The organism is Methylovirgula sp. 4M-Z18 (genome assembly GCF_037890675.1).
In the GTDB taxonomy this organism is placed as follows: domain Bacteria; phylum Pseudomonadota; class Alphaproteobacteria; order Rhizobiales; family Beijerinckiaceae; genus 4M-Z18.
Window position 1 is genome coordinate 4661437 of sequence record NZ_CP149574.1, and the last position, 14174, is coordinate 4675610.

Below are 14174 nucleotides of genomic sequence, written 5' to 3' on the forward strand. Positions count from 1 at the left end.
TTGACGCACTCTTCTATGATCTCTTCCGCCACGTTCATCGGCTTCATCGCCATTGTGCTCTGGTCCTGCCTCGCCCTGATGACGGCAGCGTCCGGCACGGTGCCGCCGTTTCAACTCGCCGCCATGACCTTCGCTATCGGCGGTACATGCGGCCTGATCTATGCGGTCGCGCGCGGCGAACTCTCCGCCTTCCGTCAGCCTTGGCCGGTGTGGCTGCTCGGCGTCGGCGGGCTCTTCGGTTATCATGCTCTCTATTTCGCTGCGCTACGCCTCGCGCCGCCGGCGGAAGCGGGGCTGATTGCCTATCTCTGGCCGCTGCTGATCGTGCTGTTCTCGTCGCTGCTGCCGGGCGAGCATCTGGTGTTGCGGCAAGTCATCGGCGGCATCCTCGGCTTTGCCGGCGTGATCGTGCTGTTCTACGGTAAGTCCAGCGGCAGTTTCGCGCTCGATCCGCATAGTTTCACCGGCTACGGCCTGGCGCTCGCCTGCGCCTTCGTGTGGTCGACCTATTCGGTACTCTCGCGCCGCGTCAAAGAGGTTCCGACCAGCGCGGTCGCCGGCTTCTGTCTTGCGACCGCCTTGTTCGCGGCAATCAGCCACATGCTGTTCGAAACCACCACCTGGCCGGCGAATGCAGGCCAATGGCTGGCCGTGCTCGCCCTCGGCCTTGGCCCTGTGGGGCTGGCGTTCTATGTCTGGGACCATGGGGTGAAGCGCGGCGACATCAAGCTGCTCGGCGTCGCGTCCTATGCCGCGCCGGTGCTCTCGACCCTCATCCTGGTCGTGACAGGATTTGCCAACGCGAGCTGGGCGCTGGCGCTCGCCTGCGCGCTCATCGTCGGCGGGGCGATGGTTGCGAGCTACAAGCGGGCTTAATCGAGCGCCCGGTTGCTGTAGCGATAGACGTCGCGGAAGCCGAAACTACGGTAGAGATGGCGGGCGGCATGATTGCTGTCACGCACTTGCAGATAGGCCGCATGTGCGCCTTGATCGCGGCCCCAGGTGATGAGGCTCGATACCAGCCGCCGCCCAACGCCCTTGCCCCGGGCCTCGGGCGCAACGACAAGATCGTAGAGCCCCACATAGCCGCGCTCATAGACGCCGAGGCCCCAGGCTAGCGGCTTGCCGTCCGCATGCACGGTGGCGAAAGCTCCGGGCATCGCGAGCTGGGCCAATGTGCGGCGCAGTGCCCGCTCCCCCGCCTCGCCATGGCCATAGGCCACCATCGCATCACGCAGCCATGCCTCGGACGGCTTGGGCTCGATCGCGACATCGGACGACGGGCCGCCGGCGGAAATGTCGTCGCACAGCATGCCCCAGGCTAGATCGTCCTCGCGCCAGCCTTCGGCAGCGAGCTTCTCGTCGAAGCCTTCCGGCGCCAGCGGTGTGGTGCGGAAGATCGGCGTCAGCTCCGCCTCGCGGAACAGGCGCACGACGCTGGCGATGATCTCGTCGGCCGAGAGGGTCGAGTCGTGCAACGGGCTGGCCGAATTGGCCCGGCGGGTATGGCCGTCGGCGAGGCGCAGGACCCAGCCGCCCATATGTAGGGTGCGCAAAGTGGGCCAGGCGTTGAAACAACGCTCCTCCAGCCCGCGGATCAAATCGAGATCGAACATGAACAGCCCGCTCAATAGAAAAAGGCCGGACAAACCGGCCTTTTCACATCAATCGCACCAGAACCGAGGATTAATCCTCAGCCGACTTCTGGGTCAGGACCTGGCGGCCGCGATACATGCCGGTCTTGAGGTCGATGTGGTGCGGGCGGCGCAATTCGCCCGAGTTCTTGTCTTCCACATAGGCGGAGGACTTCAGCGCATCGGCCGAGCGACGCATGCCGCGCCGCGACGGCGAGGTCTTTTTCTTCGGAACTGCCATTTTACTCTCCTGAAGCGGATTTGGCTCGAAGGCCAAGCATCCGGGTGCCGCGCCGGGAGCGTCGGCAGAAATTGGAAGTCGGGCTCATACACGGAAAGTCCGGCCTTGGCTAGAGCCGATTTACCGAAAAATGCGCGGTCACAACCTGAAAGCCGGCAGCTCCTTACTTCGGCGCCAGCACCATGATCATCTGCCGGCCTTCCATCGACGGCTCGGCCTCGACCTTGGCGAAGGTCTGGGTTTCGTCACGAACACGGTTCAGGAGCTTGTAGCCGAGGTCCTGGTGGGCCATTTCGCGGCCGCGGAAACGCAAGGTGATCTTGACCTTGTCGCCTTCCTCGAAGAAGCGCTTCACGGCCCTCATCTTCACCTCGTAATCGTGGTCGTCGATGCCCGGCCGCAGCTTGATTTCCTTGATCTCGACGATTTTCTGCTTCTTGCGCGCCTCGGCCGCCTTCTTCTGCTCGAGGAAGCGGAACTTGCCGTAATCCAGGATCTTGCACACCGGCGGCGTGGCGTTGGGCACGATTTCGACAAGGTCGAGTCCGGCCTCTTCGGCGATCTGCTGGGCGGTAAAAATCTCGGTCACACCGCGGTTTTGCCCTTCGGCGTCGATCAGCATCACTTCACGGGCACGAATTTCACGGTTGATGCGCGGTCCATCCTTCACTGGACTCGGCGGGGCTTTCATAGGACGGCGAATGGTCGAATTTCCTTCTGTAAATCAGTCGGATTTGGCACCTTGAGACAAATAGGGACCAAACCCGCGCGAACATTGTCACAACAGGGCCTTAAGTCAACAGATTTGCGATTGGCGCCGCAGATTTGTTGGGATTGACCCAAGCTCTGGCGGGGAGAGGGGTTAACTATTTGAAATATATTGATAATTATTTCTATTAGTTTGTTCCCAGATTTTTTTTGGGGGCGTCCATTGCTCCGGGTTACTCGGACTGCCGCCAAGCGTAGCACCAAGATGGGCACGGTTTGTGGCATTTTCAATGGCCTTTTGTCGCGACACGCAATGCCTTTACCCCAGGCCCAGGTGCAGCCGAAAGCCGCGCGTGCCGCCTCTTGCGCATGTGCCAAAATTCGCCAAAGTGCTGTCAATCAACTTTGGGAGGCCTTGATGATCCGTACCATCGCCACGAAGCCGATAGAGGGCCAAAAGCCGGGAACGTCCGGCTTGCGCAAGAAGGTCCCGGTGTTTCAGGCCGAGCATTACGTCGAGAATTTCGTGCAATCGATTTTCGACGCGCTCGAAGGCTTTCAGGGCAAAACCCTGGTGATTGGCGGCGACGGCCGGTACTACAACCGCGAGACGATCCAGAAGGTCATCAAGATTGCCGCCGCGAACGGATTCGGCCGTATTCTCGTCGGCAAGGGCGGCGTCGTCTCAACCCCCGCCGTTTCCAATCTCATCCGGCAGAATGGCGCCTTCGGCGGCATCGTGCTGTCCGCCAGCCATAATCCCGGCGGCCCGCATGGCGACTTCGGCATCAAATACAATGCAGGCAACGGCGGTCCGGCGCCGGAAAAAATCACCGACGCGATCTATGCCCGCACCAAGACGATCAATGAGTTCCGCATCGCCGATGCGCCGGACGTCGATCTCGAGACGATCGGCACGAGCAAGGTGCTCGACTGCACGATCGAAGTGATCGATGCGGTGAAGGACTACCAGGCCCTGATGGAGAAGCTGTTCGATTTCGACAAGATCCGCGCGCTCTTCGCCTCCGGCTTCAAGATGAAATTCGACGCCATGTCGGCGGTGACCGGCCCTTACGCCCACCAGATTCTCGAAGGGGCGCTCGGCGCGGAAGCCGGCACGGTGCTGAACGGCACGCCGCTGCCCGATTTCGGCGGCCACCATCCCGACCCGAATCTTGTGCATGCCAAGCACATTTACGATCTCGCCATGGGTGCCAATGCCCCCGACTTCTGCGCCGCCTCCGACGGTGACGGCGACCGCAACCTCATCATCGGGCGCGGCCTGTTCGTCACGCCGTCCGACTCGGTAGCCCTGCTTGCCGCCAATGCACATCTCGCGCCCGGGTATGCCAACGGCATTGCCGGCATCGCTCGTTCGATGCCGACATCCGCCGCGGCCGACCGCGTGGCCGCGAAGATGGGCATCAACAGTTACGAGACGCCGACGGGGTGGAAGTTCTTCGGCAACCTGCTCGATGCAGGCCTTGCCACCATTTGCGGCGAGGAGAGCGCCGGCACCGGCTCCAATCACGTACGCGAGAAGGACGGCCTGTGGGCGGTGCTGCTGTGGCTGAACATTCTCGCCGTACGCAAGCAGAGCGTCGCCGATATCGTACGCGAACATTGGGCGACCTACGGGCGCAATTATTATTCGCGCCACGATTACGAAGAGGTCGAGTCTGAGGGCGCCAATGCGCTGGTGCAGCATTTGCGCGATTCGCTCGTCTCCTTGAAGGGCAAGAGCTTCGGTGCGCTTACCGTCGCCGATGCGGACGATTTTGCCTATCACGATCCGGTCGACGGATCCGACTCGGCGCATCAAGGCATCCGCATCCTCTTCACGGATGGCTCGCGCATCGTCTATCGCCTCTCCGGCACTGGCACGGCGGGCGCGACCTTGCGCGTCTATATCGAACGGTATGAGGGCGATGCGGCCAAGCACGATTTGGAAACGCAGGGCGCGCTCAGCGATCTCATCGCGCTTGCGGACGAACTGGCGCAAATCAAAGCCTATACGAAACGCGATGCGCCGACCGTGATCACCTGACCGCGAAGGAAGCACGTTCATATCCGATGAGCTCGCAAGGCGGCCGCGGAACCCTTCTCGCTCCATTCAAAACCGGATATATCGGGTTTGTGACCGGGGAGAAGGGCTCTAGGGTCGAAACTCAATCATGGAAGGTGTCTGGATGAGGTCAAAAATGGTCAAATGCGAGGAGCATTGCGCGGCCGGTACGTCCGTACCGGCAAGCATTGCGACGTGGCAGATGACCATTTTTCACCTCACCGGAGGCGCGGCCAAATTGACCGACTGCGGCGTCGATGGTCCTAGCGGGACGGACGTCCCGCGTCAGCCCATCTCCTGGCATTCGGTCAATTTGGCCGCGTCCAGACACCATCCATGATTGAGTTTCGACCCTAGGTCTTCGGAGTCCAACCGTGCTTGACGACCCGACCGGCGCCGGTTTCGCGCATTTCGTGCAAGGCCTGGAAGCCTTCTTCCGCACGCTCTGGACGATCATCATGGCGGCGCCCCGCAGCCCCGCAGATATCGCCCAGACTTTCGCGAAAATGTGGTCCGCGCAGGCGAATAGCGCTGAACTCTTCGGCCTGCTGGCCTTATGCACGATCTTGATGATTGCGCCCGGCCTTTGGGTGCGGTGGCGGCCGATCGGCGGAAAGGCGCAACCGCAAACGCTCGGCTACATGCTGTTGAACGCCGGCATCGATCTTGGCGGCGCGGCGCTGATCGCGACGCTCGCCGCCGCCGTCCTCTTTCGCGAGGAGGGGGCCTTCGAGCATTTCTGCATTGCCGTCCTGTGGCTCGTCGTCCGTTTGCGTGCCGCCATCTTCGGTCTCGAAATATTCCTGCTGCCCGCGTATCCGGGCGCGGCGCTGAACATCGGCGATGCGCGCCGCGTGCTGCGTCCTGCGGCTCTGGCCTTCGCCCTCATCCTGACCTTTGTAACGATCGTGCCGGTGCTGCTCGACAATGACTTGCCGCTCGACCCGGCGCGCGGCCTCGCCTTTCTCGATTCCGGCATCGCCTCCGGCCTCGGGATATGGGCGCTCGCCAATCTGACCGCCCATGTCGGGGCTGGCCGCCGGTGGCTTCTGGCCGGCGGCATCTTGGCGGGCATCGCCTATTGGCTGTTGTGGACCTTCTCACTCGTCGAGCTCGATTTTTCCACCTATGACGCCGTGAGCGACACGATCGCGCTGATCTGGATCTGCCTCGTGCTGCACCGCTTGGGCGTATTCGCCGCGCGGGCCATTCCGCCGGATCGGCTTGCGGCGGAGCCCAATCAAGGCGCCATCGCACGGATGGACACGCCGGTTTCGCAGATCGTGCTGAATGCCGTGCAGCATTGTCTGTTTGCGGTCTATGTGGCGATCGGCATTACGCTCATCGATCGTCTGTGGCTCGTCGATGTGATGCATCTGACGACGGCCGAACAATGGCCGAGCGCACGCCGCGCGATCGTGATGGCACTCGTCATTGCGCTCGCGGGATATTTTTTGTTCGTCTTCTTGCGCATGTGGTCGCGCATCACATTTGGACCCGAACGAGTCGTTGCCATCCCCGGCCTCAATGACACCGACAACGAAATCGCCACCGGCTCGCGCCTCGCAACGCTTTTGCCGCTGATGTCGCGTATCCTGCTGACGCTTTTCTTCGGCCTCGCGGTGCTGGCCGGCCTCTCCGACTACGGCGTCAATATCGGCCCTATTCTGGCGGGCGCCGGCATCTTCGGCCTTGCGATCAGTTTCGGCTCGCAGGCCTTGGTGCGCGATATCGTTTCGGGCCTCTTCTACATTTTCGACGATGCGTTCCGTGTCGGCGAATATATCGATACCGGCAAACAGAAGGGAACCGTCGAGCGGATCTCGCTGCGCTCCATGCGCTTGCGGCATCAGAACGGCCAGGTGCATACGGTGCCCTATGGCCAATTGAGCACGGTCACCAATTTCAGCCGCGACTGGACCACGATCAAATTCAACCTGCGCCTCGCCCGCGACAGCGATATCGAAAAAGTGCGCAAGGCGGCCAAGCGCGTCGGCCTGCTCCTGCAGGAAGATCCCGAGCTTGGCCGCGAGTTTCTCGGGCCGCTGAAATTGCAGGGCGTCGCCGACGTCTTGGAAAATGCGCTGCTGGTGCGGTTCAAATTCACCTGCCTGCCGCTGCGGGCTTCCTATTGCCAGCGCGAGGCGATCAAACGCCTCTATGATGCCTTCACGGCGCAGGGCATCCGCTTTGCGGTGAACGAATTGGTGGTGAAGGCGGAAGCGCTGTCGTCCGCCCAATCATGGGCGGAGGCTGGCGTGCGCAGCGTGTCCGACGAGGGTGGCTCGATCGGATAAGACAAATCTCACTCGCTCGGCGCCGACGCACTCTTGATCATCTGATCGAGCATGCCGCGGCGCTTGGCGACGTAATAATAGCCGCCGGCATAAAGCTGGACGGCGCGGGCTTCGCTGCCGTTGGATAGCCGCCACGCATTGGCGAGATAGGGCACGGCGTAGTTCAGATTGGTCGACGCATTGAGCAGGCCAGTCGGGTTGCCGCGATAGCCCATGCCGCGCGCCGTATCGGGGCGGATCTGCATCAGGCCCCAATAGGGCCCATGACGCAAATTCGGGTGAAACTGGCTTTCGCGCCGCACCACCCGGCGCACCAGGCTCTCCGGCACTTCGTAGCGGGCGGCATAGCGCGCGATCACGGCATCGAGATTGGCGTCGGTCTCATGCACGACTTTCTTGAGATCCGCGTTGTCCAGATCGGCAGCGGATGCCTCGGTCGCGACGCTCGTGTCTTGCCCATCGTTGGCGATGCGATGATGTCGGTCAAGGCGATGCTGCTTGGCTTTGACGGCCGGGGCGGGGGCGGCTTGCTCGTCGGGCTGATCCGCAGCCGCCTGCTGCGCGCCATCGGCCGGTGCGGCGGATGTGTCTTGAACGGGCTCTGTCAAGCGTTCCCCGTCATGCCGGCCGGAGCCGGCCGGAGCCGGGGCCTGCGTGTCGCTGGTCGTCGCCTGGCGGGCGTCGGTATTTGCGGCCTCGCCGGTTGCCTCGCCCGGCGCGGGTTGCTGTTCCGGTTTTCCCTTCTTGACCGCCGGTTTCGCCTTGGCGGTATGACGCAGATGTTTCGCCTTGACTTCCTTGGTGGCGGCGGCAGCCAAATCGCCGGTACCGATCGCCAGAAGCCCGGCAAGAACGAGCCGGAATTTCATCAAATCAACCTTTCAAATCTTGGACCTTCAGAGGTCCGAGCTGTGCCGCCGTTCCCATCGGGAACAGGTCAAGGCCGACGCGCCAAAGGCGTCCAGCTCTCGTTCAAGAGGCATCTTTGATGTAAAAATGCCCGGCCGGCGTGAAAAGCCGACCGGGCTCTATGTCTTAAAGTCGTGGCAATTTGTAGGCAGCGCGCCGCAAACCTGCCCAGTCGGGCGTCAAACCTTCGGCAAGCCGGCCGGCATCATCCGTTTTTGCGCAAGTTTTCAACGCTTTGCGCCAGGAGATCTTCCATTTGCTTATGGATCGATGCGTCCGTGTCGGTCAATCTTGCCGCGTCGAAATCCTGCCGGATCCGCGAAAAAACCGCATTCTGGCCAGGCTTATCGATGTCGAGCTGCACGAGAGCCTCGGCATAGGTCACCGCCTCTTCGGGGTCCTTGCCGAGCTTCTTGGCGGCCCAAAGACCCAAGGCTCTCAGACTGCGCGCCTTGGCCATGAAAAGCATATGGTCATCGTGAACGAACTTGTCTTCGAAGGCTTTTTCACGCTGATCGAACGTGGTCATAACCGCTTTCCCTCCTAAACCCTGCGAGCCAGCCCATCATAGCAGCAAAGATACGTTTGCGCTGTGGATTCTGAACCGGAGCAGCCCTAAATTTCCTGGCAAACCGGGCAAAATTCCGACCGGCCTTCCCCAAAAATGCGGAGAAATCCGCGCTTTGCATTGTGCAGCGCGGCGCAATCCGCTAGGGTCGGGCGCAACGTGTGGGGCCTTGACGCAGTCGCGCCCCCAAGGTCCCGCCGTTGCACAACACGGGAATGCGCCTTTTCAAGGCTCCTGACCTTTCACGGGCAGAAACGCCAACAGAAACAGAGATTTGCCATCCCCATGGACTTCCTCAAACCACGGTATTCGACAATGACCCGCCGCCGCCGCATCTATGAAGGCAAGGCCAAAGTCCTCTATGAGGGCCCCGAACCAGGCACCCTCATCCAGCACTTCAAGGACGACGCCACCGCGTTCAACGCCAAGAAGCATGAAGTCATTGACGGCAAAGGAGTTTTGAACAACCGCATCTCGGAATTCATCTTCAACCAGTTGAATTCCATCGGCGTACCGACCCATTTCATCCGCAGGATCAACATGCGCGAGCAATTGATTCGCGAGGTCGAGATCATCCCGCTCGAAGTGGTGGTACGTAACGTCGCAGCCGGGTCGCTCGCCACCCGCCTCGGCATCGAGGAAGGCTCGCAACTGCCCCGCTCGATCATCGAATTCTATTACAAGAACGATGCGCTCAACGACCCGATGGTGTCGGAAGAGCATATCACCGCCTTCGGCTGGGCCAGCCCGCAGGAGATCGACGACATCATGGCGCTCGCCATCCGCGTCAACGACTTCCTCTCCGGCCTGTTCCTCGGCGTCGGCATCCGTCTCGTCGATTTCAAGATGGAATGCGGCCGCCTATTCGAGGGCGACATGATGCGCATCATCGTGGCGGACGAGATCTCGCCCGATTCCTGCCGGCTGTGGGACATCAAGTCGAACGACAAGCTCGACAAGGACCGCTTCCGCCGCGACATGGGCGGATTGGTGGAGGCCTACGCCGAAGTCGCCCGCCGCCTCGGCATCATGCAAGAAGGCGAGCCGCCGCGCGGAACGGGGCCGAAACTGGTGCAGTGAGATTGGCTGCGAGATGAGTGACAAAACCCCGGAGCGGAGACGCTGCCGGGGTTTTATTTTGCGAGCTCGCCGTAATCGTGCCGGTATTCACCCGGCGTGAACGCGGCGAAACTCTGGCTCCAGCGCTTTTCCGGCCAGATGAAATCGACCCGGCCTTCGCCAGGGCGATAGACCGCCGTGTAGGCGGTGGTGAAGCTTGATTTGCGCGCGTGGAGCGGCGGCTGCAAAAACACCTGGCAGAAACCGTCGAGCGTTTGCGCCGGGGCGGCCAGGGCGTGCAGCAAACGATCCTTGCGCAGCGCGGACGAGCCGCGCCCCGGCCCCTCCTGATGGTTCGTGCAGACGCGGTCGAGCGTGATCGCGGGGTCGCGGCGCGGGCCGAGGAACAGGGTGCAATAGAGGCCCGAGCGATCGAGCAAGGTCACGTTCTGCGCCTGGGCGATGGGAATGCGGATTAGGGCTTTCGTCGCCTCCTCCACATTGCGGCACGTCTCCAGCACGTAGCGCAGCATGAGCAGAACCGAAAAGCCGAGGCCGCGGGTGAGGTTGCCGCCCATGGTGATGCTGCCGACGAGCCCATGCGCGTTCATACCGTCGAGACAGCCGCCCCATGGCCGCTGCGCCTTGCAGATCACCGCGTTGCCGAACCAGCGCGTCATCTCGATCCGGTCGGAAATCACCGGCAGCGGATAATCGAAATTGCGGATCAGCGCCGGCCCCTCGCGCCCGAGCCACACCGCCTGGCTGCAGCCGTGCCGCATCGGCGCCGGCCGGTAATGGCTGATGATGCAATGGGCGAGATCGTCATCGCCAACGAGATCGCAGGCATGATCGTAGCGCGGCAGAAGTTCCGGCATATGGGCGCGCAAGGCATCGCGGCATTCTTTTGGCGTGATCAGCGCCGCGTGGCCGCCCGTATACCAATGCGCAGCTTCGTGCCGTCCCGCCTGAAAGCGGGAAAGCCATTCAGCCCCAGGCTGATCCTCGATGGCGGCGACAAAGGTTTTCAACATGTCAGTTCGTAGGCTTGCTCCGGCCGGGTGCTCATCTCTTGCCGCGCGTCCCTTCTCCCAGAGGGAGAAGGTGGCACGCGAAGCGTGACGGATGAGGGGGCGCACGTTTTGTCCCTAGCCACTAACTATACAGCATCTCGATTTCTCGCGGTATCCGCCGCGCGAAGGATCTCCTGCGTCACCCAGTCCAGCCGCTCCTTGATGTCATCATTTGTAAATCGCAATTCGAGATAACCGTGAGATTCGATCACCCTTCGCCGTTTAAGATCTTTCTCGATCTCTTCAGCGTGATGCTTTCCATCAAGTTCAATTGTGAGCCGTAGTGCGGGACAGCAAAAGTCGGCAACAAATCCGGCGATAGGAAATTGCCGCCGGAATTTTAACCCGCCCAGTCGACGCGCGCGTAGACAGAGCCACAGCAGTTCCTCCGTGGACGTTTGCTCGGCGCGGAGTTTACGAGCAATCTCGATGTGTTTGGAGGTCATGCAACCTGAGTTTCTTGCAAATCGGAGAATTTGCAAGAATTTTGCTTCATACTAAAGCTTGTGACCCCTCATCCGTCACGCTTCGCGTGCCACCTTCTCCCTATGGGAGAAGGGACGCCCGTCACCTGCTCAAAAACATCTGATAGGCAGGGTTATCCGTCTCATCCTCATACGGATAGCCAAGCAGCGCAAGCTTTTCGAAGAACCGTTCCCGCTCGGCCAGCGGCACTTGCAGACCGGCGAGCACGCGGCCGTAGTCCGCGCCGTGGTTGCGGTAGTGGAAGAGCGTGATGCTCCAATCGCCGCCGACGCCGTCGAGGAATTTCATCAGCGCGCCGGGGCGTTCGGGAAACTCGAAACGCAAGAGCACTTCGTCCTGCAGATCGGGCGCGCGGCCGCCGACCATGTAGCGCACGTGCAACTTGGCCGACTCGTTCGCGCTCATGTCGACCACTTTGTAGCGGAGCGCCGTGAGCTGCGCTAAAATCTGCGCCTTCTCGGTGCGCGCATCGCGCAGGCGAATGCCGACGAATACATTGGCTTCCTGGCCCGTGGCGTAACGGTAATTGAATTCCGTCACTGTCTGATTGCCGAGCACCTGGATGAAGCGGCGGTAGGAGCCGATCTCTTCCGGGATCGTGACGCCGAGCAGAATCTCGCGCTCCTCGCCGACTTCGGCGCGCTCGGCCACGTGGCGCAGCCGGTCGAAATTCATGTTGGCGCCGGAATTGATCGCGATCAAAGCGCCTGCGCGCGTGGGGTTTTGCGCGGCATAGGTCTTGAGGCCAGCGAGCGCCAAAGCTCCGGCAGGCTCCGCGATCACGCGCATGTCTTCGAAAATGTCTTTGATCGCCGCGCACATTTCGTCGGTGTCGGCGGTGATCGTGCCGTCGAGCAGATCTTTGCAGAGGCGATACGTCTCGGCGCCTGCCTGGCGCACCGCAACGCCATCGGCGAACAGGCCGACGCGGTTGAGAATGACGCGCTCCTGCGCGTGCAGCGCCGCGGTCATCGAGGCGGCATCGACCGGCTCGACGCCGATCACCTTCGTCTCGGGCCGCAGGTATTTGATGTAGGCTGAAACGCCAGCAGCGAGACCGCCGCCGCCGATCGGTACGAAGACGGCCTCAATCGGCTCGGGATGCTGGTGCAGGATTTCCATGCCCACCGTGCCCTGTCCCGCAATCACATCCGGATCGTCATAAGGATGCACGAAGGTCAGGTCTTCTTGCGATTCCAGCGCGCGCGCGTGCGCATAGGCCTCGTCGAACGTATCGCCGTGCAGTACGACCTTGCCGCCCCAATAGCGCACCGCATCGATCTTGATGGGCGGCGTCGTGACTGGCATCACGATCGTCGCGACGATGCCCAAGCGATGCGCCGACAAAGCAACGCCCTGCGCGTGATTGCCGGCCGACGCGCAGATCACGCCGCGCTTGCGCGCGTCAAGCGAAAGGCGCGCGATGCGATTGTACGCGCCGCGAATCTTGAACGAAAAGATCGGCTGCAAATCCTCGCGCTTCAGCAGGACGGAGCAATCGAGCCTTTGGCTCAGCCGCACCATCTTGTCGAGCGGCGATTGCACCGCAACGTCATAGACACGCGCCTCGAGGATTTTCTTGATGTAATCGGTCACGGGCTTACTTGGCTCAGCCAGGGTGGCAGGCGATCGAGCCCGATCAGATCGTCGTAGGTCGGGCGCGGCCGCACAACCGCAAAATTTCTGCCCTTGACCAGAACTTCCGGCACGAGCAGGCGCGAATTATAGGTGCCCGATTGCACCGCGCCATAGGCGCCCGCCGACATGATTGCGAGAAGATCGCCAGCCTTCACCCGCGGCAGGTCGCGGTCGAGCGCAAGATAATCGCCGGTCTCGCACACGGGGCCGACCACGTCGGCATGCAGGGTCGCGCCGTTTTGCGGCGCCTGCAGAACGGGCAGGATTTCGTGATGCGCTTCGTACAGAGTCGGGCGGATGAGATCGTTCATCGCGGCGTCGGCGACGACGAAATTGCGCCCGTCGCCGTGCTTCACGTAAATCACCTGCGTCACCAGAATGCCGGCATTGCCGACGAGCAAGCGGCCCGGCTCGAACACCAGCGAGCAACCCAGATTATGGGTATGGCGCTTGACGATATGCGCGTAAATAGCGGGGTGATAGGTGTCGGGATCGTGATCCGCCCGATACGGAATGCCGAGGCCGCCGCCAAGATCGATATGCTCGATCGTATGGCCGTCGGCGCGCAATTGCCGGACGAAATCGGCGAGCAGTGCGAAGGCCGCGTCGAACGGCTCGAGATTGGTGATCTGCGAGCCGATATGCATGTCGATTCCGCTGACCTTGATGCCGGGCAGTTTCGCGGCCTCGGCATAGACCGCGCGTGCGGTCGAGATCGGCACGCCGAATTTGTTCTCCGACTTGCCGGTCGAGATCTTGGCATGGGTCTTGGCATCGACATCCGGATTGACGCGCAAGGCAATATGCGCGGTCACGCCCTTCTCGCTCGCGATGCGCGACAGTTCGTGCAATTCGGGCTCGGATTCCACATTGAAGCAGCGGATGCGCTCGTCGAGCGCGTAAGCGATTTCGTGCGCCGTCTTGCCGACGCCCGAAAACGTGATGCGGGAGCCCGGAATGCCGGCCGCGCGGGCGCGGCGCAATTCGCCCTCCGACACCACATCGACGCCGGCGCCGAGGCGGGCATAGGTGGCGAGCACGGCCTGGTTGGAATTGGCCTTCATCGCATAGCAGATCAGCGCATCGGTGCCGGCGAAAGCCTCGGCGAAGACGCGGTAATGGCGCTCGAGTGTCGCGGTGGAATAGCAATAGAAAGGCGTGCCGACGGCGCGGGCGATGTCCCGCACATCGACATCCTCGGCGTGGAGCACGCCGTTCACGTAAGAAAAATGATGCATTGTTAGACCTTAAAGCAGCCAGTCGGCGGGCGTATCGATTTTCGGCGGCACGATTGGCACTTTTTTGCGGCTCTGCTTCTGTTTCACCGGCTTGCCGTTGGCGTCGACCTTCTGCTCCGCGTCGGGCGGCGGCGGGGGTGCGAGCGGCCCCTTGCGGCCGCAGCCGGACAGACCGACGAGCGCAACGAGCGCCAGAATGGGAAGAACGCGAAAGGGACGGTTCACAAGCAAACTCCAAGAAATTTCGCGTCCCTATAT

The 14174-nt window shown here is 61.8% G+C and carries 14 protein-coding genes; 4 read left to right on the plus strand and 10 right to left on the minus strand.

Annotated elements, in window-relative coordinates:
• Positions 1 to 15 precede the first annotated feature (15 nt).
• Positions 16 to 876 carry an aromatic amino acid exporter YddG gene (gene yddG / locus V9T28_RS21565; protein ID WP_116401174.1) on the plus strand — a complete coding sequence of 287 codons (861 nt, stop codon included), beginning with the start codon at positions 16 to 18 and terminating at the stop codon, positions 874 to 876.
• Here the strand turns inward: yddG and V9T28_RS21570 are convergent.
• The 3 genes from V9T28_RS21570 to infC form a co-directional block, all read right to left on the minus strand.
• A complete protein-coding gene (locus tag V9T28_RS21570; RefSeq protein ID WP_147306447.1) occupies positions 873 to 1616 on the minus strand; it encodes a GNAT family N-acetyltransferase in 744 nt (247 codons plus the stop codon). The genes yddG and V9T28_RS21570 overlap by 4 nt on opposite strands.
• A 70-nt stretch (positions 1617 to 1686) precedes the next feature.
• Positions 1687 to 1875, minus strand: a complete 189-nt coding sequence (rpmF, locus tag V9T28_RS21575; protein ID WP_116401176.1) for a 50S ribosomal protein L32 — start codon at positions 1873 to 1875, stop codon at positions 1687 to 1689.
• 163 nt (positions 1876 to 2038) lie between these two features.
• Complete coding sequence (gene infC / locus V9T28_RS21580; RefSeq protein ID WP_116401177.1) at positions 2039 to 2566, minus strand: translation initiation factor IF-3; 528 nt, start codon at positions 2564 to 2566, stop codon at positions 2039 to 2041.
• A gap of 435 nt (positions 2567 to 3001) precedes the next feature.
• Here infC and V9T28_RS21585 point away from each other — a divergent pair, with 435 nt between their 5' ends.
• Complete coding sequence (locus tag V9T28_RS21585) at positions 3002 to 4630, plus strand: alpha-D-glucose phosphate-specific phosphoglucomutase (protein ID WP_116401371.1); 1629 nt, start codon at positions 3002 to 3004, stop codon at positions 4628 to 4630.
• Positions 4631 to 5022: 392 nt separating this feature from the next.
• Positions 5023 to 6945: a mechanosensitive ion channel family protein gene (locus V9T28_RS21590; protein WP_116401179.1), complete on the plus strand. Its 1923-nt coding sequence runs from the start codon at positions 5023 to 5025 to the stop codon at positions 6943 to 6945.
• 8 nt (positions 6946 to 6953) lie between these two features.
• On the opposite strand, the gene V9T28_RS21595 is transcribed toward V9T28_RS21590, so the two are convergent.
• Together V9T28_RS21595 and V9T28_RS21600 are read right to left on the minus strand one after the other, a co-directional pair.
• Positions 6954 to 7814, minus strand: a complete 861-nt coding sequence (locus V9T28_RS21595) for a lytic transglycosylase domain-containing protein (RefSeq protein ID WP_116401180.1) — start codon at positions 7812 to 7814, stop codon at positions 6954 to 6956.
• Between the two features lie 245 nt (positions 7815 to 8059).
• The gene (locus V9T28_RS21600; protein WP_116401181.1) at positions 8060 to 8383 is read right to left on the minus strand and encodes a DUF1476 domain-containing protein; all 324 of its coding nucleotides are present in this window, start codon (positions 8381 to 8383) and stop codon (positions 8060 to 8062) included.
• A gap of 324 nt (positions 8384 to 8707) precedes the next feature.
• Here V9T28_RS21600 and purC point away from each other — a divergent pair, with 324 nt between their 5' ends.
• Positions 8708 to 9502 (plus strand): phosphoribosylaminoimidazolesuccinocarboxamide synthase, encoded by a 795-nt coding sequence (gene purC, locus V9T28_RS21605; protein WP_116401182.1) that lies wholly within the window; start codon positions 8708 to 8710, stop codon positions 9500 to 9502.
• Between the two features lie 53 nt (positions 9503 to 9555).
• Here the strand turns inward: purC and V9T28_RS21610 are convergent, their stop codons facing one another.
• The 5 genes from V9T28_RS21610 to lptM form a co-directional block, all read right to left on the minus strand.
• Positions 9556 to 10515, minus strand: coding sequence for a C45 family autoproteolytic acyltransferase/hydolase (locus tag V9T28_RS21610; RefSeq protein ID WP_116401183.1), 960 nt, complete (start codon positions 10513 to 10515; stop codon positions 9556 to 9558).
• Between the two features lie 125 nt (positions 10516 to 10640).
• Positions 10641 to 11000, minus strand: a complete 360-nt coding sequence (locus V9T28_RS21615) for an endonuclease domain-containing protein (protein ID WP_116401184.1) — start codon at positions 10998 to 11000, stop codon at positions 10641 to 10643.
• A 121-nt stretch (positions 11001 to 11121) separates the two neighbouring features.
• Positions 11122 to 12636: a threonine ammonia-lyase, biosynthetic gene (ilvA, locus tag V9T28_RS21620; RefSeq protein WP_245424116.1), complete on the minus strand. Its 1515-nt coding sequence runs from the start codon at positions 12634 to 12636 to the stop codon at positions 11122 to 11124.
• On the minus strand, positions 12633 to 13916 hold the full coding sequence (gene lysA / locus V9T28_RS21625; protein ID WP_116401186.1) for a diaminopimelate decarboxylase: 1284 nt from the start codon (positions 13914 to 13916) through the stop codon (positions 12633 to 12635). The genes ilvA and lysA overlap by 4 nt, the downstream gene beginning before the upstream one ends.
• A 9-nt stretch (positions 13917 to 13925) precedes the next feature.
• Entirely contained in the window at positions 13926 to 14141 is a 216-nt protein-coding gene (gene lptM / locus V9T28_RS21630) for an LPS translocon maturation chaperone LptM (RefSeq protein WP_158554809.1), read from the minus strand.
• Between the last annotated feature and the right edge of the window lie 33 nt (positions 14142 to 14174).